The sequence below is a fragment of the Streptomyces sp. NPDC006134 genome (assembly GCF_040628835.1).
In the GTDB taxonomy this organism is placed as follows: Bacteria; Actinomycetota; Actinomycetes; order Streptomycetales; family Streptomycetaceae; genus Streptomyces.
This window is the reverse complement of the sequence record NZ_JBEXTV010000023.1, coordinates 44,327-65,854: the sequence shown is the minus strand read 5'-3', so window position 1 is coordinate 65,854 and position 21,528 is coordinate 44,327. Positions and strand designations below refer to the sequence as shown.

The window sequence follows — 21,528 nt, the reverse complement described above, 5'->3', positions numbered from 1 at the left end:
GGCTGGCCGTGCCCGCCCGTCCGGTCCCGCGTTCAGGAGGGGCGCGGCCATCTCGGCGGGAGGGACCGGCGGGCGCGGAGGGCAGGGACGGCCTGATGTGCGCGGAGCCGGGCTCGCGGTCCACCCGGGCCGCCTGGTTCTGCTTCCGGCCGACCCGCGGCGACCGACGCTGCTTTCGCGAGAAGCGACTGGCCGCGATGGTGCTTCAGGCGGCGACGCCGAGTTCTTTGCGGGTGCGGTGGATGAACTCGCGGACGGCCGGCTCGCGCCGCCAGGAACCTACTGTTCTCCGTCTAACCGGCTTCCAGCCACGTCAGCCCGATCGTTCGAGCGAATTGACTCGAACCGCCCGTCGCCGACGAACAGAAACTGGCACCATGCCGCCGTAGTACGTCGCTTCAAGTCGAGGGCGGGCCGCTGCTCAGCCCGCGGGCACGCCGGGGCAGAGCTCTCCGCGACCTCCCCGTCATGACACCCGCCTATCAGCTGACATCGAACTCGACCGTGTGCTCCCACGTCCGTGCCGACTCGCCGAGATCGACACTTCTATGGCTACCACCTTCAGATGGCCGGAGTGAGGAACCCAGCGCTCTTCGTGCTCTGCGGTAGGCAACGCGCCTTGGCGACCGCGAGCAAGCTGGTCACCGCCATGACAAGCACACGACGGCTGCGGAGGGTGTGGGCGGTATGCACGAGCCATGGGGACTTGCGTCGGAGGTGCAACGAATCCAAGGGCATGCCGAGCGTGCCCTTGTCGAGGTACAGCGGGCAGATACGAAAGCAACGGCGTTGTGTGGAATAGCCGGTGGTTTGCTGGCGGCAGGGGTTGCCGTGCTGTCGAGCGCAGATGGCATGCCCCTGCTCGCGATCATCTCCCTAGTACTGATGTGCCTGCTACTGATTGCCGCGATTGGGGCTGCGTTGCTCACCCTGCGACCCGTAGTCCCGAGGTCGGGGTTACGCGCCGAGCTGATGAGCGAGGCGGTCGTCAGTGACCGGGTCGGTGTGAGTGCTGCCGCGCGTGGGGAGCTTGAACGGCATGTCGAGGCCCACCGGCTGCAGGTGCTTGCCTGGCTGGCGGACAGGAAGCTGCGAGCGGCCCGCCTGGCCGTGGATTTTTCCCTAGCAGCTCTCTCGATGGCTGGAATATGCCTATTGAGCAATATTCTGGCTAGTTGAGACGATCACCTAAGTATGTCGGGGCCGCACAGCAGGGGGACGCGTGTATCAGCCGCATGCCACGGTGATCGGTGACGAGTTATGGGCACGACTGAAGGCGCTCGCGCCGCAGCGCATCAGGCCCGCTCGGAGTGTGCTACTCCGCCAGGGGGATCCAGCAACACACGTGATTGTGCTGGAATCCGGGTCAACGCTGATCACTCTTGCGGGGGACTGCGGGGGAAGAACACTCCTTGCCGTGCGCGGCGCCGGCGAGTTACTCGGAGAGCTGGCCGTGTTGGACTCCCAGCCACGCACCGCCACAGTCATCGCCGCGGAGACCTGCCACATCCGCATCATCCCTGCCGCCGCTTTCCTCACGTTCGTCGAGGAGCATGATCTGCTCGCCCCTCTGCTGCGCCATGCCATTGCCCGAGTCAGGGAATCGGAAGCCGTCCGACTCGAACTGGCCACCGCCTCTGTGCCACTACGCCTGGCGTCAGCCCTGTCCCGACTGGTCGAAGCCGCATCCAGTTCAGCGTCGGGTCTCGCCGTACGGCTGACACAGACAGAGCTGTCTCAGATGATCGGCGCCTCCCGCAATGCGGTGGTCAACGCCCTCAAGCCCTGGCGCGAGCAGGACTGGGTTCGCACCACTTCAGGTGGAGGGCTCCTCGTTCGCGACATCCATTCGATTCAGTCGCACGCGCGTACGCAGGCGTGACAGGCCGCACTTCGTGCGTGCCCACTGCTGGGCAGCGGTGGGCACGCCTCCCGATCAGCATGGGCACTCTCCCGACCGCCTGCGCTGAAAGGACGGTGCTCGATGAATGCGCCGCTGCATGCAGAGCCCTTGGACGTGCCCGCTGAACTCGCCCTCGTGGCGATCGACATGGAGAAGTACAGCCAGATCGCCGAAGCGAAGATGGCCGCCGCCCGTTGCGACGTGGACGACATCGTGGCAACCGTGCTCGCCGAATGTCAGCTGCCCGACCCGAATGAACTGCCTGGCAGCTACAAGGACAGCGGCGACGGGGCGGTCCTGCTGTTCCCGCCCTCGGTGCTGGCACGGCTCGTGGACCCCCTGCTGGGGCGACTCAACGCAGCGTTGGTGCGCTACGAACAGCAGCGGCTGGCCAGTAGTCCGCTCCTGCGACTGCGGGCCAGCGTGCACGTAGGCCCTCTGTCCGTCCCCGACCACCGCGGTAACGCCATCAACGAGACCGCCCGGCTACTCGACAGTCAGGCAACCCGCCAGGCACTGTCCGCCGCGAAGGACAGCGGTGCCTTCCTTGCAGCCGCGCTCTCCGAGGTCGTCTACCAGCGCACCGTGCACGCGGGACGCACGCCGGATCTGGGTCAGCACCACTTCCTCGGGGCAGTTGCCCGCGTCAGCGACAAGCCCGGCTTCGAGCAGCCCTGCCGGATTCATGTGCCGGGTCTGACCGGCCCGGCCGTACGTCCCTACCTCACCGATGCCGCGCCGCCGGCGTCTACTCCCCCCTCTACCGCGCAGCCGAGCGATGCGCCGGCAACACCGGCTGTCAGCAGCGGCGGCACCATCCAGTTCCACGGTCAGGTCAGTGACCCCACGATCGCCAATCGCATCAAGAACGTGCGGATCGACCGTCGCCAGCGGTGAGGCGCCCAGCCTCCCGCTCTGCCGCTCACCCCTCACCCACCCTGGAGTTCCCGAATGCCTGACGTACCGTTCGACCCCGCCCGCTCCGACACCAACCCGCCGTCCAGCGAGGCCGGCGAAAACCAGTCCAACGGCTCCGGCAGCTGGCTGCCGCGCCGGTGGCGACCCGCCACCGGGGCTCCCGATCAGCAGGACACGGGCCTCGGCAGCCCAAGCCCGTCCCCCGCTTCCCCATCGACGGATGCCGTCCAGGCCACGCCGCGCCTGCACGAAACCGCCGGCGCAGCGACACACCTGTACGGGGATGCCGACGTCGTCGCCAACGTCATCGAAGAGCTGATCCTGGAGACCCGAAAGCGCGACTTACTGGAAGGCGTTGAACAAAGTCGCGAGCAGCTGCTCGATCAGCCGTTCGTTCGCAGCTCGCACTGGGACACGGTCTGGCAGCAGATCATCAATCCTGTCACCAGCCGCCCTCACCAACCGGTGACGATCATTGTGGCGCCCCGCTCATGCGGCTCGACAACCCTCGCTCTGCGGCTGCTGGCCGAGCACACCGCTAACAACACCACCGTGGTCAAGCTGGACGCGGACTGGCAGACCCCCACCAAGGGCCGCCTGCCGCTGGAGAAGGCGCACGCCTACCAGCTTGACCTCAAACACCCCGAGAACGACCAGGTATCGGCCGACTTCCTGAACGCGCTGTCGCAACACGCCACCCACCTCCGCGACTGCCGCTCCTACCTGGTACTGACCGTGGCACAGGACCTGTGGAAGGATCACCGCCTCAGCGATCGTGACGGCATCCAAGTGGTTCGTCTGCACGAGGCGCCCGATGCCCAGGACGTGGTCGAAGCGCATCTGAACGGCTACGGCTACAGCCAGCTGGTCACATCGCTGCGGTCCCTCCCCAAGGCCACCGCCTCCTTGCGCGGACTGACGGCGGTGGCCGCAGTTCGAGCCGCACACACCGTCGCGATGGCCTGGAAGGAACACACCCACACCACCTCCCAGCAGTCGCTCGCACAGGCCGACGGCGAGAGTGAAACCCAGAGCACTCTAGAAGAACGCATTATCGCGGCGCTGACCGATTGGCGCGGTGAACTCGACAGCCTGTTCGGCGAGACCAACAGCTTGCACACCCACGACAACCCCTCACTCACAGTGGAGGACCGTTGTCTGCTGCTGGCCCTGGCCGTGCAGCAGTCCGCACCCATGCCCGTCGTCGCGCACAGTGCAGCCGCTCTGCTGGAAGCCATCGGGCGCAGCACCGACGCTCCTGGCGCAGCAACGGGGTCCTCACCGACCATCAGTGCCCTGGCCGGACGGGGCATGCGTCGGCGTATCCAGGATGTCGGGGGCCGAGTCGACATGCAGGACACGGTGGTCTTCGACCGGCCCGCCTACGGACGCGCGATCCTGGAATACGTCTGGGACAACTACGACCTCGTGCGCAAGCCCTTGCTAACCTGGCTCGTCGCGACAGCCCAGAGCGCCGATTCGGAAGACCACGCAGTGGCCGCGCTGGCCGAGCTCACTGTGCGGCACGGAACGGTGGACTACCTCACGACACTGAGCGAACTCGTCGGCGGCAGTCACCCACAGGTGCTCGGTGCGGTCATGGAGAGCGCCGTGCGCAACGAACATGTCGGACGCCTGGCGTGGGAGGCGCTCTACGGGTGGGCGGAGCAGAAAAGCTACGCGCCCGCCGTGATTGCACTGTGCCGACGCATCCTGGAGGACTCCTCCGTCGACACATCTCTGGCCAAGCGAGCGATGGTGCGCTTGCGCCGCGTCGCGCACAAGAACAACGACGACGCCGTAGTCAGCCAAGTCCTCGATGCCTTTGACGCTCTGGTCCAGCACCCCACCGTGGCCCAGCGACTGGCCGGTGAGGTCCACGGCTGGCAACAGGGCAAGGTCTCCGCACGCAGCGGCGCACTGGCCTTCCTCGCATTGATGACCGTACGCCGCGACGGCACGCCATGGCTCGTGTGCTCCCCTCCCCCAGACATCGACGTACAGCGAGCCGTCCACGACCTGCTCTCCTCTGCGGACACCGCTGCCCAGGTCATCTCGCGTCTGACGGACTGGATCCGCTCCTGCGCCGGCGACCCCGGCGCCTACACGCAGTTGCGCGAACAACTTCTGCCGGCGCTACGCGGCCACAACATGTTCGAGGCCGGCATGAAGCTCATGAACGAGCTGCGTGGCATTGCCACAGCTGAAGGCGTCAGCGTGGCTGACGACTTCTACAACCACCTCGTCGACAGCCGTCTGCACACGGTCTTCCCGCTCGAAGAGAACATCGCATGAGGCGGCCGTGGCACCGCGCCGTCCGTACGAGTACATCCGTCCAGCCGCGCCTCCTGCCCAGCGCCACCGACGGCATCTCGTTCGAGGCCGTGTACACGATCACCTGGCGACCACGCCGACGCGTACCGCCCAACGTGGAAGAGACAGTACGCGCCGCAGTGCATGCCACGGCCACCGAGGCAGCAGCCCGTCTGGGAGCCTCGGACGTGCCCGCCGCGCAGGACGCCATCAACGCCGCCCTCGGCCAGTTGCCTCGCCGTGCGCCGAACTACTGCCTGCTGACCGTCCACGCGGCTCTCGGTCTGCCCACCGCAGCACAGGAGTTACTGGCACAGCGGACGGCGGACGAGCAACGCATCCGCCGCCTCCGCTTCTTGAAGGAGAACCTCTACGACCACCCCGACCTCGTCGTCCTGGACCAACTGGAGCACCACACCCCAGGCGCGCTGGGCGACGATCACGTTGCCGAACTCCAGCGCCTCGCTCGTCTGATCTGCTCCTGCGACCGCTGGTGGTTCCCACTCCTGCAGCAGTGGGAGCAGGTCGGCCAAGGGTTTACGGACATCGAGAAGCGACAGCAGGCCATGCTCGTACTGTCCGACTCCCTCAAGGCTCTCAACGGCGGCAGTCTCCCCAACAGCATCGCGCCAGTGGACAGGTCCGGGTCTGAAGGAGCATCCCGAAGGGCGCACCCATGAAGCTCGCCGTGTGGCGGATACTGTTGGCCCCCCTGACGAGCCTACGAGCCCTGCTTATTCAACGGCGCAGCCCAACCCCTCTGTCTTACGACGTCGCCTGGCGCCAGGCCCGCCTGGACCGTTGTCCCGACGAAATGGTCTATCGACTCCACGGCCACCAAGCCACCACACCCGACCAGGCATCCAGCGCTGAGTCGCCCTTGACCTCGCCCAGGCTGGACGAGCCGACCGACCGACGCCCCTGACCCCAAGGTTTCCACAAGCACACAGACGCCTTCGCCCTGTCCACGAGGACAGGACGAAGGGAGTCCTCGGCGGGAAGGTGCGACACGACCTTCACACGGTCGAGCCGGGCGGCACGGGCCTCGGACTGCACGTGCGCGACGAGCAGTCGTCCAATGCCCCGTCCTTGCGCTTCGTCAGCGACGAACAGCGGGTCGAGTTCCGGTACAGCGAGGACCGGTCTCTATCGGTTGGACCGTCATGTCTCCCCTGGTAGCGGGTGTGTCCTGGGGATTCAAGAGGTTGGTCGGTCGCGTTCGATGCTGGCGGCGAACGCCGCGGCCTGACGGACGCAGTCGTCGGCATCTTTGATGATCTCCGAGCCGCTGAAGCGGACGATCCGCCAGCCGTCGAGTTCGAGTTCGCGCTGCCTGGCCCGGTCTCGGGTGAAGGCTTCGGGACTGGAGTGCCACGCGTACCCATCGAGTTCGATGCCGATCTTCTGTTTGGGCAAAGCGAAGTCAATGCGGTACCGACCGCCGAAGACTGGGTGCTGAGCCCTCAGGCCGTTCAACTCACGTGGCATCTGTTGCACGTAGGCCCCCCAGAATGCCTGCTCGATAGGGGACTCAAGATCGGGGGATAGGCGCACGACCTCCTTGAGGGCTTCAAGGGGAGTCACGGCGGCGATGGTGCTTGAGGCACAAGAGAAGGCGAACCACAGATCGTTGGTGGCGCTGTCCGCGATCCCGATACCAACCTCGTTGGCCTCCGACAACCATCCGAAGGTCTGGGGTGTCTCGGGTGCTGCGATGACAATGGTCTTGCCGCGTCCCTTGGCGTAGCCGATCTCGACGAGCGTGCCGTAGGCGGTGAGGTCGTCGAGCCAGGCGAACACGATGTCTGCTGTGTCGATGGCCGAGAGGCAGAGTTCCCGTACCCGATTCCTCTTGGGCAGATTTTCATAGGTGAAACAGGGAACAGCGCCGTCATTGCCGCAACCGTGGGTATTGGGGCCGTGGCCACAGCCGTGGTCGTCGCTGACGAAGTACGGGCCAACGTAGTCGAAGAAGCCAAGAACGCCGCGCTTCAGGACGGGCCACGGCTCGGAGGGGTGGTCATCGTCTACCTCCCAGGCGCCGCGGAGCCGGTAGCCGATCAGGTCGTAACGCCAGTCGCCTGGGCCGATCTTTCCGGCGAGATAGATGGACGGCACTGGAGCTCCTGGGCGAGTTGACGCTGTTCTGTGGTGTGACGGTACGACAGGGGTGGTCTGCCCGTCCGGGGTTTGATCACGTCCGTTACCGGATGGCGTGGCTGTCGCGATGGTGCAGGCCGACGTCGACGTATTGCCTGCACCAGATCCTTGAAGCTCTCGCGCTGCTGGGCCTCGTCAACAGATGGCGGGGAGCACGATCTGACCCTGCTGCTCGACCTGCACGACGGCCCGCACATGGGCGATAGGCCGGCGTCGGCTTCGATGATCTCCACGAAGGTTTGCGCGGCATAGTTCGGGCAGGGCGAGAAGACAGCCACTTGCCACGCGGCGGCGCCCACCGCTGCGGCGACTCGCTCCTCACCGCAGCGACAGGAAGAGCGTGTGGCCCAGGTCGCTATCGAAGTAAGGGGCAACTGGCACGACAAGATCAAAACCGCCATGCAAACCCAGCTCGCCGACGACCACCTCGCCGCGCTGGGCACCGCAACGGCATCTACCTGATCGCCTTCTTCACCACCGACCAGTGGCTGGCGAAGGAACGCAAGCCCCCAGCTGCAGGGCAGACACCTGTCGGCCTGAAGGAGACCTACGATGCCCAGGCCGCTCAGTTCAACGAGAGTAGGAACCTGAACGTCCGAGCGTTCGTCCTCGACTGCACCATCCGCAGCTCAGCACAACGGAACACCTGACGAAACCGGCGTCTTAGAAGCTGTTGCCCTTTCGATCTTGAGTGCGATGTGATCGAAAGTGGCGGTTGGGGTGGGTGATTCTGCGGTGGCCGTGCATGAAGGCAGGGCCTCTGGTGCAGTTCGGGGTTGCTGAGACCAAGAACGCGCCTGGAGGCCCTGTTGTCCTTGTTGTACGCGGTCGAGAGCGATGACTTCAACTCGGCGGGCACGGTGTGCGATTGTCTCGCTCACCGGTTCGGGAACGCGGCCGACCACCCCGACCGGGTCCGGGCCTACGACACCGACATGACCGATGAGCAGTGGCAGGTGATCCGTCCGCTGCTGCCGGTACCGGCCTGGCTGGAGGGCCGGGGCGGTCGGCCGGAGGGCTACTGCCACCGCGTCATGCTCGACGCCGTGTTCTACGTGGTCGACAACGGCGTCAAGTGGCGGGCGCTGCCCGTGGACTTCCCGGCCTGGGACCGGGTCTACGCGTTCTGGCGGCGCTGGCGGGAGTACGGGCTGATCGACGAGCTGCACGACCGGCTGCGTGGGAAGGTCCGCGAGGCCGAGGGGCGGGAGGCGGAGCCGACGGCCGCGGTCATCGACTCGCAGTCGGTCAAGGGCGATGCGGTGGTGGGCGCCGACAGCCGGGGCTACGACGGCGGCAAGAAGATCAACGGCAGGCGCCGGCACCTGATCTGCGACACGATCGGCCTGCTGCTGCAGATCCGGGTGGCAGCCGCCGATGTCACCGACCGCCAGGCCGCCGCCGAGATGCTGCCCATCCTGCGGACGCGGTTCCCCCCCCCATCACCAGGCTGTGGGCCGACTCCGGCTACACCGGCGTACTCGTCTCCTGGGCGCTGGCCGTGCTGCACCTTCTCGTCACAATCGTCAAGCGCACCGACGACCTGAAGGGTTTTGTGGTGCTGCCGAGAAGGTGGGTGGCGGAGCGCACGTTCGGGTGGCTGATGCGCTCCAGGCGCCTGGCACGCGACTACGAGCGCCGGTGTGACTCCAGCGAGGCAATGATCCGGTGGTCGATGACGATGCTCATGACCCGCCGCCTCGCAGTCCCGGCGCGAGCGCGAACCGCCCCGACGGCTCCTTGAGGAGCCAGCCCCGCCCGACCAGCCGGTTCGCCTTCGACCGCACCCCCTCGACCTTCGCCGGCACCGGCTCCACCCCCAGCCGGCCGGCCGGCTCCCTGCACGACAAGGACGCCTTGGAGCCGGCGAGGACCTCAAGGATCCGCTGACAGTCCGGCGCCAGCACCGACGCCACGAGACCTTCGCACCACACCGGCACCACCGACCCCGCCGCCACCCCGCCTCCCGGCGTCGGCATCGGCGTCGGCGTCGGCGTCGGCGTCGGCGTCGGCGTCGGCGTCGGCGTCGGCGTCGGCGTCGGCGTCGGCGTCGGCTCAGGATCCCCCTCCGGCGACACGGCAGCCTGCTCTTCACCGGCAGGAGCAGCAAGAACTTCGGCCACCGCCTCCCGCGCGATCACGAATCGTTCCCAGGAGAGCTCCGCTTCCCGCAGCTCGGCCAGGACACGCTCTGCTTCCTGGCGCAGCACCTCCACCCGCCGGGAGGCGTCCCGCTCCCTCTCCTCCAGCAACCCCATCACCGACGGCATCCCTGAACCTCCACGACAGCGCCGACACGACGCGTCCTGCCTGCCACGGAAACCACGAACCTATGCCTGACCAGCGGAAACCTGGCGATCAAGTACGGAAAGACAACAGCTTCTTAGGCGTATAGGCGAGTGCAATCGCAAAGTAGGCGCACCCCAAAAGCGTCACAGGGACAGGCCGCATGAGGCACCGACCACATCGCGCCCGACAGCGCAGCCGCACTCACTACGAAGCCGCACCGGAGAGCTCCAGTGCGGCTTCGTCGTCTCACGGCTCCGCGCGCAGGCCCCATCAGGATGGTCCTCGGCGGGGCCTCGCCGTATCACCCGTCTATCACATAGCGATCACCAACTGGGCAGCCGCTCCTGGACCAGGAAGCCCTGACCTGCGGTTTCATGCCCGCGCTGGACTGGCATAGACATCCCTGGACGGTCTCTACAACCTGTGCCATGTGGTGCCCAGTGAGGGACCCAGGATCAGGACCGGAGCCTCTTCCGGACCGTCAAAGCGGTATTGCAGGGTGTTCGGGGGTGTCTCACTCACGCCCCAGACCCTCTCACGTATCACGAAATCTCACACAGCCGAGGGAAGCCGGCGGTCCGAGGCCCTCGCGGCTCGACGCGTCGGACACTGCCGGCATCCTCATCGATCGAGTCTGAGGCCTTTCGGCGTGTACGTGTACCCCTGAGGCAATGTGGCCTCCTGGCCGCACTCCCGCCCGGTCCTCGCATCGACGCGCTGCTTCCTCCATCAGCACAGTTGCCAGCTGTTCCGGATGTGCAGCAAAGCATGTGACGCCGTTCCGAAGGTCCGGACGGCGCAACCGGGAACCTTCCGAGGCCACTCCGATCAGCAGCCTGAAGGCCACCCATGGATACGCTGCCGAACCCACGCGCGCCCCTCCGTCTCACCGTGCAGGCCATCCCACGTGGTGGCGGCTTCGCGGAGGTCTTCCACGTCTGGCTTCACGTACCACTTCTTCGTGGTCCTCACGTTCGTGTGCCCGGCCCACCGGGCGAGGATGTGATCTGAAGTTTCCCCGTGATCTCGGACACGTGATGGTTATGCCGCGAGGGCGTGCTGATACCGCTGTCTGGTCCCGGCTGGGGTGAGACAGCCGAAGGTCTTGTGCTTGCGCAGTCGGCGGCGGTTGCAGAAGGTCTCGATGAAGGAGAAGACCTCCGCGCTGGCGGTGGCCCGGTCGGGCCGGGTACGGGTGCCGATCTCCTCCTTGAGCAGGGCCCAGAAGCTCTCCGCGGCAGCGTTGTCGAAGCATGATCCGGTGCGTCCGCAGCTCTGCCGCAGCCCGGACTTCCCTATTCGTTCCCGGAATTGGGTGAACGTGTATTCGCTGCCGCGATCGCTGTGGATCACGCAGCCGGGCTCCGGTCCGCCCCGGCCGTGGGCCATGTCGAGCGCGTCGACGACGAGTTCTGCGCGGTGGTGGCCGGCCATGGCGTAGCCGACGACCTCGCGGGTGGCCAGGTCCGGCCAGCAGGCGAGGTAGAGCCAGCCCTCTGCGGTGGGCAGGTAGGTGATGTCGCCGACCAGCTTGGTGCCGGGGCGCCCGGCATGAAAGTCGCGGCCGATCAGATCCGGGGCCGGTTTCGCCTTCACATCAGGCCGGGTCGGCGAACGCCTCTTGCGGCGGGTGACACCGCGGATGTCACGTTCACGCATCACGCGGGCGACGCGCCTGCGGTTCACCCGCCGGCCCAGACGGCGCAGTTCGGCGTGGATGCGCGGGACACCGTAGGTGTGGCGGGAGGCAATGTGCACCACGGCGATCTCGTGCGCGAGCGTGTCGTCGGCAGCCTGACGAGCGCAGCGGGCAGCCTCGCCCTCGCGCCAGGCGTAACAGGAGGAGCGGGCGACCTTCAGCACCCGGCACAGCAGGACGATCGGACAGGTCGCCTTCTCCGCATGAATCAACCGGTACAGCTCGCTCACCGGTCGTTCTCCTTCACGAAGAAGGCCGTTGCTTTTTCAGGATCTCGATCGTCTGCTGCTGTTCGCGGACCTCCTTGCACAGCCGCTTGAGCTCCTCGCGCTCGGCACCGGTCAGCTCGCCGGACCCGCCCTCGCCCCGGTCCGCCTTCGCCCGGCGGTACCAGCCACGCAGGGACTCGGAGCTGATGCCGAGCTCCCGGGCGACAGCAGTGACCGTCTTGCCCGAGGAATCGACGAGCGCGATCGCGTCCCGCTTGAACTCCTCGGTGTACCGCTTCGTGTACTTGCTTCCCCCCTGGTGCTACTTCCTCTGGAACCTCAAGTTCCCAGTTTCCAGGTGTCCACGATCAAGGGGAAGCTTCACTGCGCCGCCTCAACCCCGGTGACGGCACCGCCGCCAAACGGCCCACCAGCGCCGAACGGCGCAAGGCCACGCGCATGGGGCGCGAGCGCACCGTGCGGGAAGAGCTGCGCGAGACCGTCCGCCGGGCCGGTGAACCTGTCGAGCCGGTGGTGCCGTCGGGCCCGGCCCAGGCGCGGCGCCGGGCGAGCGCGGCGCTGTGGGAGGCGGTGCTGGTCATGGACCGGGTGGACGATACGGTGACGGCGGCCTGCATCGCCGCGGCGGGAGAGGTCCTGGACGCGCTCGCGAAGACCTCCGCACTCCACACCCGCCGCGAATTGCGCGACGCGGCCTCCGCGTTCGAGCCGGCCTCCCGGTCGCACGTGCGGGCCGCGCGCGGGCGTGACCGGGCGCTGCGGCAGGCTGCCCGCGACCTCGTCTACAGCGGCCCCGTACTCGGCCGCGGGAAAGACGGAGCGGCCACCGCCATGGTGATCGACATGGCGTTCTTCCTGGTCACCGTTGCCGCTCACTGGCATGCGAGGAAGGAGCACGCCCAACAGGCCGCCGCTGCCCGTCTGGCGGCCGACCATCTGCATGCCGCCTACCGGGCCGCTGCCGCGTACTCGATCGGGGCGCTGACCGTACGGGGCCGCTCGCTCGCTCTGCCGGTGGCGCGCCGCCAGGCGGCCCGGCTGCGCCAGGCGCTGCCGGAGCTGGCCGGGCAGGTCCTGGCCGAGCCCGGCTGGGCGGCACTGGCTGCGCCCCTGGCCGACACCGAGGCCGCCGGACACGATCCCACCGCGCTGCTCGCCGAGGTCGCCGCCCACCGGGAGCTGGCGAGCGCCGAGTCGGTCGGCGACGTGCTGGTGTGGCGGCTGCGGCGGGCCGCCGGCCTTCCCGCCGACGCCCGGGCCGTACCGCTGCCCAACGGGCCTTCCCTCCCACAGAGTCCTGCCGGGCGGAAGGCCGGCGGGACCACGGCGAGGGGCCACCGGCACCGCGGGCGGTGATCGGTGTTCAGGGGGTCGTGGGTTGCCGCAGGTGGGGCGGTTGGGGCACCCTCGCCGTCTGCCGCCGATGGGCGACTGGTATTCAGGAAAACGGACCTCCCCTCAGCAACGTGCGCGGCCCGCGCCGACGTCATCCGGGGCGACGTGACCGGCGAGGTGCAGGACAAGGACCCTTCACCGTGCCGACCGCCAAGGTGGTGACGTCGTACGAGGTCGGCAGGTCGGCCGGCACAGTCCGCCTCTCCTGCGACCTCGGTCACGTCGACCGCCCCGTCTACGTCCGGCTGCGCGGCACCGACGGCAACCGCACCGCCGTCGGCGCGATGGGCGCCGCCGCCGTCCCCGCCGGGCCCGCCCTCGGCGTCGTCGGTGACGCCGTCCCCTGACGCGACCTGTGGTTTTAATCCAACCCGGTGTGGGTCCTGCCGTCGTGACCGGACCGTACGTCCTCACCGTGGACGCGGGCCTGAAGGACCTGCGCGCGGCTGACCACCTGCTGCGCGAGCTGGCCGCCGAACCCGCCCTCCCTGAGGGCATGTTCGGCTGCACGCACCTGCTGCGGGGCGACCGGCCGCGCGTGGTCCTCTCCCTCACCACGCCGGCGCGGCAGGGCTACCGGGAGCGGCTGGCCGCCCGGGGATACGAGGTGACGGACGGCGTCCCCGACGTGGCGGGCCGCGCGGTGCTCCATCCGGGCGCCGATCGCCTCACCGGCACGCTGACGGTGGGCGAACTGCCGGCCCGCTCCGCGATCGACGCCGTGACGGTGCTGGGCGCGGCGGGGCCGCCGGACCCGGCGACCGAGCCGGTCACACGCGGCCATGTGCGCCCCAGTGGTACCAGGGCCGGCTGGTCCTGACCGCCATGCCCGCGGCGGGCGGGCGGCTCACACCGTTCGAGGTTCCCGATCCCACGCCGTGCTGTGCCGGCCACTGAAGCCCCGCAGCGCCTCGGCCTCCGGGGTGCCCGGCGCGGCGGTGTAGACGAGCAGGCTCACATCGGGGTCGTGCGGGAACTGGGTGATCTCGTAGGCGAGCGTGAGCGGACCCGCCTGCGGATGGCGGACGCGCTTGAACCCCGATGACTTCACGCGCACGGCGTGCTGCTCCCAGTGCCGCCGGAACTCGGCGGAGCCGTCCAGGAGTTCGCCGACGAGCCGACGCAGCTCGCCGTCGCGGGGGTGCCGGCCGGCCGCGATCCGCAGATGGCCCACCACCTCGCGCGCGATGATGTCGCGGTCCGGGTAGCGTGGGCCGATCTCCTGGTCCAGGAGGTGCAGCCGGGCGAGGTTGCGCGCGGCGCGGGGCAGGCGGGCGAAGTCGGTGACGAGTGCGCAGGCCGGGCGGTTCCAGGCCAGCACGTCCAGCCGGTGGCCGATCGCCAGGGCCGGGGCGTCGATCCAGTCCAGCAGCTGCCGTACCCCCGGCCGTACCGCCGCCGCCCGATCACCGGTCGCGGCGGCGGTACGGTCCGGGCGGGCCAGCCGGATCAGGTGGTCCCGCTCGTCGGCGTCCAGGTGCAGCGCACCGGCGACCGCGTCCAGCACCGTGTCCGACACCCCGCGGGTGCGGCCCTGCTCCAGCCGTACGTAGTAGTCGACGCTCACTCCGGCCAGCTGCGCCACCTCCTCGCGCCGCAGGCCGGGGACCCGGCGCGAGCCGGAACCGGAGGCGAAACCGACATCCTCCGGTCTGATCCGGGCCCGCCGTGACCGCAGGAAATTCCCCAACTCCCTGAGTGCGTCCATGACTTCATTGTCCCGTGGGTGGGTCCGGGAGACCCAGGGTCCGGCAGGGCCTGGGGCGGGCGGGACACCCGGGCCAGCATGGAACGGCCGCCCGCGCGAGGGGACGGGCGGACGACCTGACGGGGCGGACGGGAAGGGGAGTCACGACATGCGGGCACGGCGGGGATGGCGAGGGCGGCGACACGGGGACGGTGGGCTCCGGGCTGCGGGGCACGGGGCGGCCGCGACGGCACTGGCGCTGGCGGCGGCGCTGACCGCGGGGGTGGGCGTACCGGGGGCGGGAGCGGCGGAGGGCGGGCCGGGGGTGCCTCCGGATCCGGCGCCGGGCGGGCCGCAGCGGGCGTACGAACCCGATGTGGCGGGGCCCTCCAACACCGACACCCTGGCGGGCCGGGTGACCGGGGACGGCGGGCGGGGCGTGCGGATCGGCTTCGACCGCACCAGCAGGGCGGAGCCCGCCGGACCGCCTGCCGGGGCCCGCAGGTTCGTGTTCCTCTTCGACCAGGCGCTGGAGTTCCACCCGGAGTCCTTCCCGGTCTGCGCCCGCCGGGTCGCCGAGCGGGACGGCCCGGCCGCCTGCCCGGAGGGCTCGCTGATCGGCCGGGGCACCAGCCATCTGTATCCGCAGGGCACCGCGGACGTGTACGCCGTCAACACCCGCCTTGCCGGCGGTCTGCGCGGCGCCCTGGTGGTGATCCCGGCGAACGGCACGATCCTCGAACTGACCTGGGAGAAGGTCACCAGGCCGTACCGCGACCGCGGCTACCGCTGGGCGCTCGACGAGATCCTGCCGCCCACCGCCGTACCACCGGAACGGCGCGTCGGCACCCGACGCTTCGAGCTGACCTGGGGCGCCACCGACGGACCGCGCAGCTTCGCGACGGTGAGGGGGCCCGAGCCGGAGGCGTTCCGGCTCGGCCTGTGGAGCGAGTTCGTCACCGGACAGGTGGCGCTGCCGCAGACCAAGGCACCGTGGTCGCCGTGAGGCGGAGGGTACGGCGTCCGGTTGCCGTGGGCGGTCCGCGGTGGGTCCATGGAACTGTCACCGGGAACGGGGGCTGCCGATGGGTGTCGACGTGGTGGTGGAGCGGGTGATCCCGCTGCCGTGCGCGCGGCTGGCGGCGTACGCGATGGACTGGCGTCACGACGCCGCCTGGACCCAGGGCATCCGTACGGCCCGCATGACGCGGGAGGCCGACGCGGGCGGTTTCGGGGTGGGGGCGGAGGTGACGCGGACGGCGTACTTCCTGGGCAGGCGGATCGACTACGTGCTGCGGGTCGCCGCCTACTCCCCCGCCCCCCGAGGCTGCTGGACATGGTCTCGGTCGCCGGTCCGATGCCGTTGCCGATGCCGATGCACGTGACCTACGCCTTCGACCCGCTGACGGCTCGGGGGCCAGGTCGATCGACCTGGCCCCCGAGCCGTTGATGCGCCGCAGGACTACCGGCCACAGAATCCGTCAGCGACGTACTGGTGTGGCGCCTGCGCCGAAGTGCAGACCTGTCCGCCGGCATCAGCGATACGGTGACGGCTGACCGTTCGGCTATCCCGCCGGTGACAACGCGGTGCCGTTCGCTGACGATGATGCCCGTGCTGCGGCCGCAGCCCTGGCCGGCCACCCCCTCAAGCTCCAGCCCTTACTGGCGCTCCATGCCGTGATCGACAGTCTTTCGCTGCCCGATGTCGGGCATGGTTACTTCATCCACTCGCCTTCCACTGTCACCGAGCACCTGGCCCAGTACGGCGACGTCGCCCTCGCGGACGGTGCGCTTGGCATCGTCTTCGGCAGCGACGGAGGCGGGAGCCTCTTCGCCCTCGCCGAGGACGGCCGAGTGCACAAGTCCACGACGGGGTCCTGGACGGACGAGTTCAATGCGGTGGCTTCTGACCTGGGCGACTTCCTCGAACAACTTCGCCTTGTCATCAAGCGGTTCGCCGCCACTGCCCGCCCTGCCTCTCTCTGGCACCGACCGTGCGCCCACAGCCTCCCAGATCACGGAACTGCGGCCAGAGCCGTGAAAATCACCAGCCCTGCTCTCGTTCCCCCCTCGGTTGAGCAATCAACCGGCTACGCCATTTCCGAGGACGCGTTGGGCACCTGCGACGAACGCAGCGCGTGTCCGCCGGAAGTCGGCGTTTCTGACGTTCAATTGCGCGTCCATCTCCTCGAGGGAGAGAGCAGAGTCGAAGGCAACCTTGAAGCGCTTCATGTTCACGTCATAGAGCTCCTTCGCGAGATCCGCCATCTCCTCCGGCCCGGACACCCTCACGTTCCAGATCGCGCGGCGCAGCATCCTCATGGCGGACTGGCTTTCCTCGCGCATCTCCGACCACTGCTCCCTCGGGGCGTTGGGAGGAACCGATCCGCGTCGAGCTGCCACAACGTCGTCGAGAGAGGCAATGAAACGCTCAGAAGCATCCATGACCTCCGCATAGGATGCGGCGCGATCCACGCGCAGCTGGCCACGCTGCTCGGCTCTCTCTTGGGCAGCGACCTGTTCCAGGGTGGCTCTGCGCTGCATCCATACCCCCAGGAGTGTGCCACCCAGGGCCCCGACCACGCCTATGAATGCCGCCAGCACGGCGGCCATGCTCTCGTCCACGGGCGCTCTGTCTAGAACAGATCACTTCTCCAAGCAAGAGCAACCCCCGGCATCCAGGGGTGCCTTCACCGTGCCGCGATGGAGCTGCACCCACTCCGGACGATCTGCCCGCCCCAGATCCCGTCCGCCTGCAGGCCGGCCCCTCCCGTGTGCTGTCCGTCTGCAAGTCGGCGGCCCCTGGGGTGGGGAGACAAGGCGAGCGGGCCCGGGGAACACCTGAGCGAAGGGTGGGGAATTTCAGAAGCCGTCTCTCAACCGATCTCGGAACGGGCGAGTCGAACAGAAAACATTGGGGGGAGGTTGGCGGCTGCGTACTCGTCCGCCATGCGGAACACACGGGCACAACGCGGACACTCCGCGCAGCCCATGAGATACGTGATCCCCTCGACCAGTCGGTCCTGGCCGTCACGGACCGCGAGGTCGTACATCCACCGCCCCATGCCGTCGAGCTCCGCAACGGACGCCGGCCGCAAGTCGCGCCGGTCGACATCGCCCGCGTCCCAGTCCCGGCAAGCCGAGTAGTACCCGTATCCGCCAATGGCGAGGGTCACCTTCAGGGAGCAGTGCGGACAGGCCACCTCGTAGAAGTCGTCGCTGAAGTCACCGAGTACGGCGCTCCAGTGGAACTGCCCCTCGATCGCGAGGAGGGTGCGGTAGCCCCAGATGCAGTCGGCCGGACGTGTTCGGAGACGCTGGTCCACCAGTTCCCGAAGCTCCGCGATGGCGTCGGGGCTCTCCACGAACATGCGCTCGCCCTGGTCGTCCGTCATCGCGCTGCGCACGATCGCCCCTGCCATCTCCAGCGCTCGCGTTTCGCTCGTGTCGTGCGATTGCCTCGCGCACGTGTACGGCAATGCGGCCGACCATCCGGACCGGGTGCGCCGGTATCCGTCGGACATGACGGACGCGGAGTGGGCGGCCATCCGGCCGTTGCTGCCGGTGCCGGCCTGGCTTCAGGGACGGGGCGGGCAGCCCGAGGGCTATGGCCACCGCCAGATGCTGGATGCGATCCGTTGCCTGGTCGCGGGCGGGGTCTCCTGGCGGGCGATGCCCGCGGACTTCCCCGGTTGGGGCCGCGTCTACGCCTTCTTCCACCGCCGGCGCGGGCACGGGCTGATCGCCGAGTTCCATGACCGGCTGCGCGGTCGGGTGCGTGAGCGCGAGGGCCGTGAGGCCGATCCCACGGCCGCAAGCCCGCTACCAGCGCGGCGCCCCCACCGGTACGGCGTCCACGTCGGGCTCCGCCTCCTCGTAGCCGCCCGTGATCGGCCGCGAGGACGAGGAGCCGGCGCGGGCCGCGGCGCCCGCGGGGAGGCACGCGCCGGGTTCCCGCACGTGCGGCGGGCGCTCACCGTGCCGGAGGAGTGACCGAACCCTCCCTGGTGCGACAACCGGCTCCGCACCAACCTCACCAGCGCTTTCCTCGCCCGCAAGGAGGCTGTGCCGGTCATGCAGTGCGGCTGCGGGGGGCGCCGTCGTCGATATCGCGTCGGCGTCCGGGCTGCGCTGGACCGGCGCCGCCCAGGTCGGCTACGCGGCGGCCAAGGCCGCGGTGATCCAGCTCCCGGGTCACGCCCCTCCAGTACGCCCGACGGCCTCCGGGTCGACACCGTCGTCCCCCGGCCGGCTGCCCATCCCGGTGGTCGAGACCCGTCCCGTCCACCGGCGCGCGGGCGGGATGCCGCCAAGCTGCCGACGCAGCGACAGTATAGGTAGACTGGTCTACCTAGTCATGGAAAGGGTCCCATGAACGGCACTGACGACGCTGCGGCCCGGCACGGCGCACGCAAGGCAACCGTGCGCGAGCAACTGCTCGCCGCCGCGGCCCGCCGGTTCTACGCGGACGGTGTGACCGCCACCGGCATCAACGCCATCACCGCCGAGGCGGGCGTGGCCAAGATGAGCCTGTACAACAATTTCTCGTCCAAGGCGGACCTGGTGAAGGCGTACCTGGACGCCCGGCACGAGGAGTGGCTGGAGCTCTACCGGCGCCGTCTCACCCGGGCATCGGACGCTCGCGCCGGTGTCCTCGCCGTGTTCGACGCCTACGCCGATCACGCGGCCTTCGACTACGAGGGCGGTTTCCGCGGCTGCGGTCTGCTCAACGCGGCCGCCGAGCTGCCCCCGGGCGACGCGGGCCGCATGGTCGTACGCCGCCACAAGGAAGAGGTGGAGTCGCTGCTCGTCGGGCACCTCACCGAGTTGCTGCCCGGCCAGGACGACGAGGTGCGCCGCCTCGCGGAGCATCTGTCGTTCCTGCTGGAGGGCTCGATGGTGCGGGCCGGCCTGGAGGGGGCGGACACCCGGCTGCACCACGCCAAGGCACTGGCCGAGCACCTCCTGGACCGCCTGTGAGCCGCCCCGCCGGACACGCCGCCGCCGGCTCCCTGTGCGTCCTGCTCGCCTCACTGCTGTGGGGTACGACGGGCACCGCCGCCACCTTCGCCCCCGGTGTCGGCCCGCTCGCGATCGGGGCCGTGGCCATGGGCCTGGGCGGGCTGCTCCAGGCCGCCGTCGCCCTGCCCGCCATCGTCCGCCAGGCACCCGGCCTGCGGGCGCGGCGCGGCACCGTCCTGCTCGGCGCGCTGTCGGTGGCCGCCTACCCGCTCGCGTTCTACAGCTCCATGCACCTGGCCGGTGTCGCCGCGGGCACGGTCGTCTCGATCGGCTCGGCTCCGCTCGCCTCGGCCCTGATCGAGCGCGTGGCGGACCGGCGCCGCCTGACCCGTCGCTGGATGACCGGCGCCGCGCTCGGTCTGTCCGGCACGGTGCTGCTGTGCGCCGCCGAGGCCGCGCAGGCGGACTCCGGCACCACGGGCCGGTCCGTGGGGGCGACCGTGCTCGGCGTGGGTCTCGGTCTGGTCGCCGGCGTGACCTACGCCCTCTACTCGTGGGCCGCGCACCGTCTGATCAGCCGGGGCACCACCTCCGGCGCGGCCATGGGCGCCGTCTTCGGCATCGGCGGCCTGCTCCTGATGCCGGTCCTGTTCGCCACCGGCGCCCCGCTGACCGCCTCGTGGACGAACGCGGGCGTCGGCGTCTACATGGCGCTGGTGCCGATGTTCCTCGGCTACGTCCTGTTCGGCTGGGGCCTGGCCCGTGTCCCGGCGAGTACGGCGACGACCCTCTCCCTGCTGGAGCCCGCCGTCGCCGCGGTCCTGGCCGTCCTGGTCGTCGGCGAGCGTCTGCCCGCCCTGGGCTGGACCGGGATCGCACTGGTCGTGGGCTGCCTCGCGGTGCTGACGGCGCCTCAGCGCACGGCACCCGGAGCGCGCACGGGCTCAGTACCGATCACGAGCGGTCGCGTCGGCGACGCGATCCGGCCCGAGAGCGTTCCCGTCCCCGACGCGGCACCGCCGTCTTGAGCAGCGGCGCTCACTCCGGCGCCTTCCGGCCGGGGTGGGCTCCGCCCTCGTGCTCCGGTTTCCGGTGCCCCAGATGTCGTTGAGGGTGAAGCCGGCCGGAAACGGATCTTCCGGAAGCGACGTCGGCCCGGACCGTGCCGCCACCGGCCACTTCCAGGGGAACGCCCGGATGGAGTTCGTACCGGACAGGGGGCTGGAGCCGGACTGCGTCATGACGACGGGACCGAAGTCCGCTTCGGGGCGGGTCGGCGGCAGGACCAGAGCCGAGCGCATGCCCGGATACCCGCGCGGCTCGCCCGGCAGGAGCCTGCGGACACCGTCGAGGTGGGCGCGGCAGTGCTCGAGTCGCCCGGCCGTGGTCGAGCCCGGCACGAGCAGATGGGCGTCGGTCAGTACCCGGCTCGGTTCACCCTCCTCGCCTGCGTGCGCGCCTCGGCCGCGGAATCCTTCGCCGGCTTGGCCATCCGCGCGCTCTGCACCGGCCCGTCGCCGGGTTCGGCCCGTACACGGGCCCGGCTGCTCGACACCGCCCGCGCCGCTTCCCGCGCGTCGACCGGGCCGGACTTCCCGTTCCTGCGACGGGCCGCGCGGCCGGGCCGGTTCACGTCGACCACCTCGACGTGCTGCGCCGGCAAGTAGCGGGACAGCCCTGCTCCGTAACTGCCGGTCCCTTCCACCCGGCCCGCGTTCACCGGCCAGGGCCCACGCGCCCACTCAAGAGGCAGGCAGGAGCCGGACGCAGTGGCAGGCCCGGTGCGGGCACGCACCTTCCCACACTCGAAGACGGGTGTCAGGCTGACAAGCGCCTCTGCCACCCCGGCTGCGGCCCCGGAGCTCGGCGGCGGGGAGGGGACAGGCTCCCCACCGCGCCACCGAGCGCTTCCTCGTCACTGCGTCGTCCAGGGCATTGGTGTCCTGGTCCGTGGAGGCGCGCGCGTCGACGT

Annotated in this window: 20 protein-coding genes and 7 pseudogenes; 16 read left to right on the top strand and 11 right to left on the bottom strand. The window is 69.5% G+C overall.

Going from position 1 to position 21,528, the window contains the following annotated elements; translation table 11 throughout:
• Window positions 1-687 precede the first annotated feature (687 nt).
• The 5 genes from ABZ340_RS17395 (at window position 688) to ABZ340_RS17375 (ending at window position 5,814) form a co-directional block, all read left to right on the top strand.
• Window positions 688-1,179 carry a hypothetical protein gene (locus tag ABZ340_RS17395; protein WP_358782618.1) on the top strand — a complete coding sequence of 164 codons (492 nt, stop codon included), beginning with the start codon at window positions 688-690 and terminating at the stop codon, window positions 1,177-1,179.
• A gap of 43 nt (window positions 1,180-1,222) precedes the next feature.
• On the top strand, window positions 1,223-1,882 hold the full coding sequence (locus ABZ340_RS17390; protein WP_358782617.1) for a Crp/Fnr family transcriptional regulator: 660 nt from the start codon (window positions 1,223-1,225) through the stop codon (window positions 1,880-1,882).
• A gap of 102 nt (window positions 1,883-1,984) precedes the next feature.
• On the top strand, window positions 1,985-2,800 hold the full coding sequence (locus tag ABZ340_RS17385) for a hypothetical protein (RefSeq protein ID WP_358782616.1): 816 nt from the start codon (window positions 1,985-1,987) through the stop codon (window positions 2,798-2,800).
• Between the two features lie 54 nt (window positions 2,801-2,854).
• Complete coding sequence (locus tag ABZ340_RS17380; RefSeq protein WP_358782615.1) at window positions 2,855-5,116, top strand: hypothetical protein; 2,262 nt, start codon at window positions 2,855-2,857, stop codon at window positions 5,114-5,116.
• A 206-nt stretch (window positions 5,117-5,322) separates the two neighbouring features.
• Window positions 5,323-5,814 (top strand): hypothetical protein, encoded by a 492-nt coding sequence (locus ABZ340_RS17375; RefSeq protein ID WP_358782614.1) that lies wholly within the window; start codon window positions 5,323-5,325, stop codon window positions 5,812-5,814.
• Between the two features lie 307 nt (window positions 5,815-6,121).
• Here ABZ340_RS17375 and ABZ340_RS17370 read toward each other — a convergent pair.
• Together ABZ340_RS17370 and ABZ340_RS17365 are read right to left on the bottom strand one after the other, a co-directional pair.
• Window positions 6,122-6,274, bottom strand: a pseudogene (locus tag ABZ340_RS17370) (GNAT family N-acetyltransferase); the annotation flags it as partial.
• 57 nt (window positions 6,275-6,331) lie between these two features.
• A complete protein-coding gene (locus ABZ340_RS17365) occupies window positions 6,332-7,252 on the bottom strand; it encodes a DUF559 domain-containing protein (RefSeq protein ID WP_358782613.1) in 921 nt (306 codons plus the stop codon).
• Window positions 7,253-8,103: 851 nt separating this feature from the next.
• On the opposite strand from ABZ340_RS17365, the gene ABZ340_RS17360 reads away from it, so the two are divergent.
• Entirely contained in the window at window positions 8,104-8,841 is a 738-nt protein-coding gene (locus tag ABZ340_RS17360; RefSeq protein ID WP_358782612.1) for an IS5 family transposase, read from the top strand.
• A complete protein-coding gene (locus ABZ340_RS17355) occupies window positions 8,736-9,038 on the top strand; it encodes a transposase (RefSeq protein ID WP_358782650.1) in 303 nt (100 codons plus the stop codon). The genes ABZ340_RS17360 and ABZ340_RS17355 overlap by 106 nt, the downstream gene beginning before the upstream one ends.
• Here the strand turns inward: ABZ340_RS17355 and ABZ340_RS17350 are convergent.
• The 4 genes and pseudogenes from ABZ340_RS17350 to ABZ340_RS17335 form a co-directional block, all read right to left on the bottom strand.
• A complete protein-coding gene (locus ABZ340_RS17350; RefSeq protein ID WP_358782611.1) occupies window positions 8,980-9,564 on the bottom strand; it encodes a hypothetical protein in 585 nt (194 codons plus the stop codon). The genes ABZ340_RS17355 and ABZ340_RS17350 overlap by 59 nt on opposite strands.
• Window positions 9,565-10,006: 442 nt before the next feature.
• Window positions 10,007-10,105: pseudogene (locus ABZ340_RS17345) on the bottom strand (3-oxoadipate enol-lactone hydrolase); the annotation flags it as partial.
• A 519-nt stretch (window positions 10,106-10,624) separates the two neighbouring features.
• Window positions 10,625-11,524 (bottom strand): annotated as a pseudogene (locus tag ABZ340_RS17340) (IS3 family transposase); the annotation flags it as partial.
• Window position 11,525: 1 nt separating this feature from the next.
• Window positions 11,526-11,780: pseudogene (locus ABZ340_RS17335) on the bottom strand (transposase); the annotation flags it as partial.
• Window positions 11,781-11,875: 95 nt separating this feature from the next.
• Here ABZ340_RS17335 and ABZ340_RS17330 point away from each other — a divergent pair.
• The 3 pseudogenes from ABZ340_RS17330 to ABZ340_RS17320 all read left to right on the top strand — a co-directional run.
• Window positions 11,876-12,868 (top strand): annotated as a pseudogene (locus tag ABZ340_RS17330) (mobilization protein); the annotation flags it as partial.
• 117 nt (window positions 12,869-12,985) lie between these two features.
• A pseudogene (locus ABZ340_RS17325) lies at window positions 12,986-13,254 on the top strand (histidinol-phosphatase); the annotation flags it as partial.
• A 44-nt stretch (window positions 13,255-13,298) separates the two neighbouring features.
• Window positions 13,299-13,804 (top strand): annotated as a pseudogene (locus tag ABZ340_RS17320) (hypothetical protein).
• On the opposite strand, the gene ABZ340_RS17315 reads toward ABZ340_RS17320, so the two are convergent.
• On the bottom strand, window positions 13,755-14,615 hold the full coding sequence (locus ABZ340_RS17315) for a helix-turn-helix transcriptional regulator (protein WP_358782610.1): 861 nt from the start codon (window positions 14,613-14,615) through the stop codon (window positions 13,755-13,757). The pseudogene ABZ340_RS17320 and the gene ABZ340_RS17315 overlap by 50 nt on opposite strands.
• A gap of 355 nt (window positions 14,616-14,970) precedes the next feature.
• On the opposite strand from ABZ340_RS17315, the gene ABZ340_RS17310 reads away from it, so the two are divergent.
• Window positions 14,971-15,600 (top strand): hypothetical protein, encoded by a 630-nt coding sequence (locus tag ABZ340_RS17310; protein ID WP_358782609.1) that lies wholly within the window; start codon window positions 14,971-14,973, stop codon window positions 15,598-15,600.
• A 79-nt stretch (window positions 15,601-15,679) separates the two neighbouring features.
• Window positions 15,680-15,979, top strand: a complete 300-nt coding sequence (locus tag ABZ340_RS17305) for a hypothetical protein (RefSeq protein ID WP_358782608.1) — start codon at window positions 15,680-15,682, stop codon at window positions 15,977-15,979.
• Between the two features lie 274 nt (window positions 15,980-16,253).
• Here ABZ340_RS17305 and ABZ340_RS17300 read toward each other — a convergent pair whose 3' ends face one another.
• The 3 genes from ABZ340_RS17300 to ABZ340_RS17290 all read right to left on the bottom strand — a co-directional run bounded on the left by ABZ340_RS17300 (window position 16,254) and on the right by ABZ340_RS17290 (window position 17,989).
• Window positions 16,254-16,526: a hypothetical protein gene (locus tag ABZ340_RS17300; RefSeq protein ID WP_358782607.1), complete on the bottom strand. Its 273-nt coding sequence runs from the start codon at window positions 16,524-16,526 to the stop codon at window positions 16,254-16,256.
• 150 nt (window positions 16,527-16,676) lie between these two features.
• A complete protein-coding gene (locus ABZ340_RS17295; protein WP_358782606.1) occupies window positions 16,677-17,219 on the bottom strand; it encodes a hypothetical protein in 543 nt (180 codons plus the stop codon).
• Window positions 17,220-17,470: 251 nt separating this feature from the next.
• Window positions 17,471-17,989, bottom strand: a complete 519-nt coding sequence (locus ABZ340_RS17290; RefSeq protein WP_358782605.1) for a hypothetical protein — start codon at window positions 17,987-17,989, stop codon at window positions 17,471-17,473.
• On the opposite strand from ABZ340_RS17290, the gene ABZ340_RS17285 reads away from it, so the two are divergent.
• The 3 genes from ABZ340_RS17285 to ABZ340_RS17275 all read left to right on the top strand — a co-directional run bounded on the left by ABZ340_RS17285 (window position 17,964) and on the right by ABZ340_RS17275 (window position 20,584).
• Window positions 17,964-18,587, top strand: a complete 624-nt coding sequence (locus tag ABZ340_RS17285; protein WP_358782604.1) for a transposase — start codon at window positions 17,964-17,966, stop codon at window positions 18,585-18,587. The genes ABZ340_RS17290 and ABZ340_RS17285 overlap by 26 nt on opposite strands.
• A gap of 378 nt (window positions 18,588-18,965) precedes the next feature.
• A complete protein-coding gene (locus tag ABZ340_RS17280) occupies window positions 18,966-19,574 on the top strand; it encodes a TetR/AcrR family transcriptional regulator (protein WP_358782603.1) in 609 nt (202 codons plus the stop codon).
• Entirely contained in the window at window positions 19,571-20,584 is a 1,014-nt protein-coding gene (locus ABZ340_RS17275; RefSeq protein WP_358782602.1) for an EamA family transporter, read from the top strand. Before ABZ340_RS17280 ends, ABZ340_RS17275 begins: the two co-directional genes overlap by 4 nt.
• On the opposite strand, the gene ABZ340_RS17270 is transcribed toward ABZ340_RS17275, so the two are convergent.
• Window positions 20,501-20,956: a proline racemase family protein gene (locus ABZ340_RS17270; protein WP_358782601.1), complete on the bottom strand. Its 456-nt coding sequence runs from the start codon at window positions 20,954-20,956 to the stop codon at window positions 20,501-20,503. The two genes, ABZ340_RS17275 and ABZ340_RS17270, sit on opposite strands and share 84 nt — an antisense overlap.
• Between ABZ340_RS17270 and ABZ340_RS17265 the strand changes: the two genes are divergently transcribed.
• The gene (locus ABZ340_RS17265) at window positions 20,921-21,223 is read left to right on the top strand and encodes a hypothetical protein (protein WP_358782652.1); all 303 of its coding nucleotides are present in this window, start codon (window positions 20,921-20,923) and stop codon (window positions 21,221-21,223) included. The genes ABZ340_RS17270 and ABZ340_RS17265 overlap by 36 nt on opposite strands.
• Window positions 21,224-21,528: the final 305 nt, after the last annotated feature.

What these genes read in the sequence shown, in the direction of transcription:
- ABZ340_RS17285 (WP_358782604.1), top strand. Translation starts at nt 17,964, where the DNA reads ATGCGCTCGCCCTGGTCGTCCGTCATCGCGCTGCGCACGATCGCCCCT.
- ABZ340_RS17280 (WP_358782603.1), top strand. Translation starts at nt 18,966, where the DNA reads ATGAACGGCACTGACGACGCTGCGGCCCGGCACGGCGCACGCAAGGCA.
- ABZ340_RS17290 (WP_358782605.1), bottom strand. Translation starts at nt 17,989, where the DNA reads ATGACGGACGACCAGGGCGAGCGCATGTTCGTGGAGAGCCCCGACGCC.
- ABZ340_RS17350 (WP_358782611.1), bottom strand. Translation starts at nt 9,564, where the DNA reads ATGCCGTCGGTGATGGGGTTGCTGGAGGAGAGGGAGCGGGACGCCTCC.
- ABZ340_RS17380 (WP_358782615.1), top strand. Translation starts at nt 2,855, where the DNA reads ATGCCTGACGTACCGTTCGACCCCGCCCGCTCCGACACCAACCCGCCG.
- ABZ340_RS17385 (WP_358782616.1), top strand. Translation starts at nt 1,985, where the DNA reads ATGAATGCGCCGCTGCATGCAGAGCCCTTGGACGTGCCCGCTGAACTC.
- ABZ340_RS17315 (WP_358782610.1), bottom strand. Translation starts at nt 14,615, where the DNA reads ATGGACGCACTCAGGGAGTTGGGGAATTTCCTGCGGTCACGGCGGGCC.
- ABZ340_RS17395 (WP_358782618.1), top strand. Translation starts at nt 688, where the DNA reads ATGCACGAGCCATGGGGACTTGCGTCGGAGGTGCAACGAATCCAAGGG.
- ABZ340_RS17305 (WP_358782608.1), top strand. Translation starts at nt 15,680, where the DNA reads ATGGGTGTCGACGTGGTGGTGGAGCGGGTGATCCCGCTGCCGTGCGCG.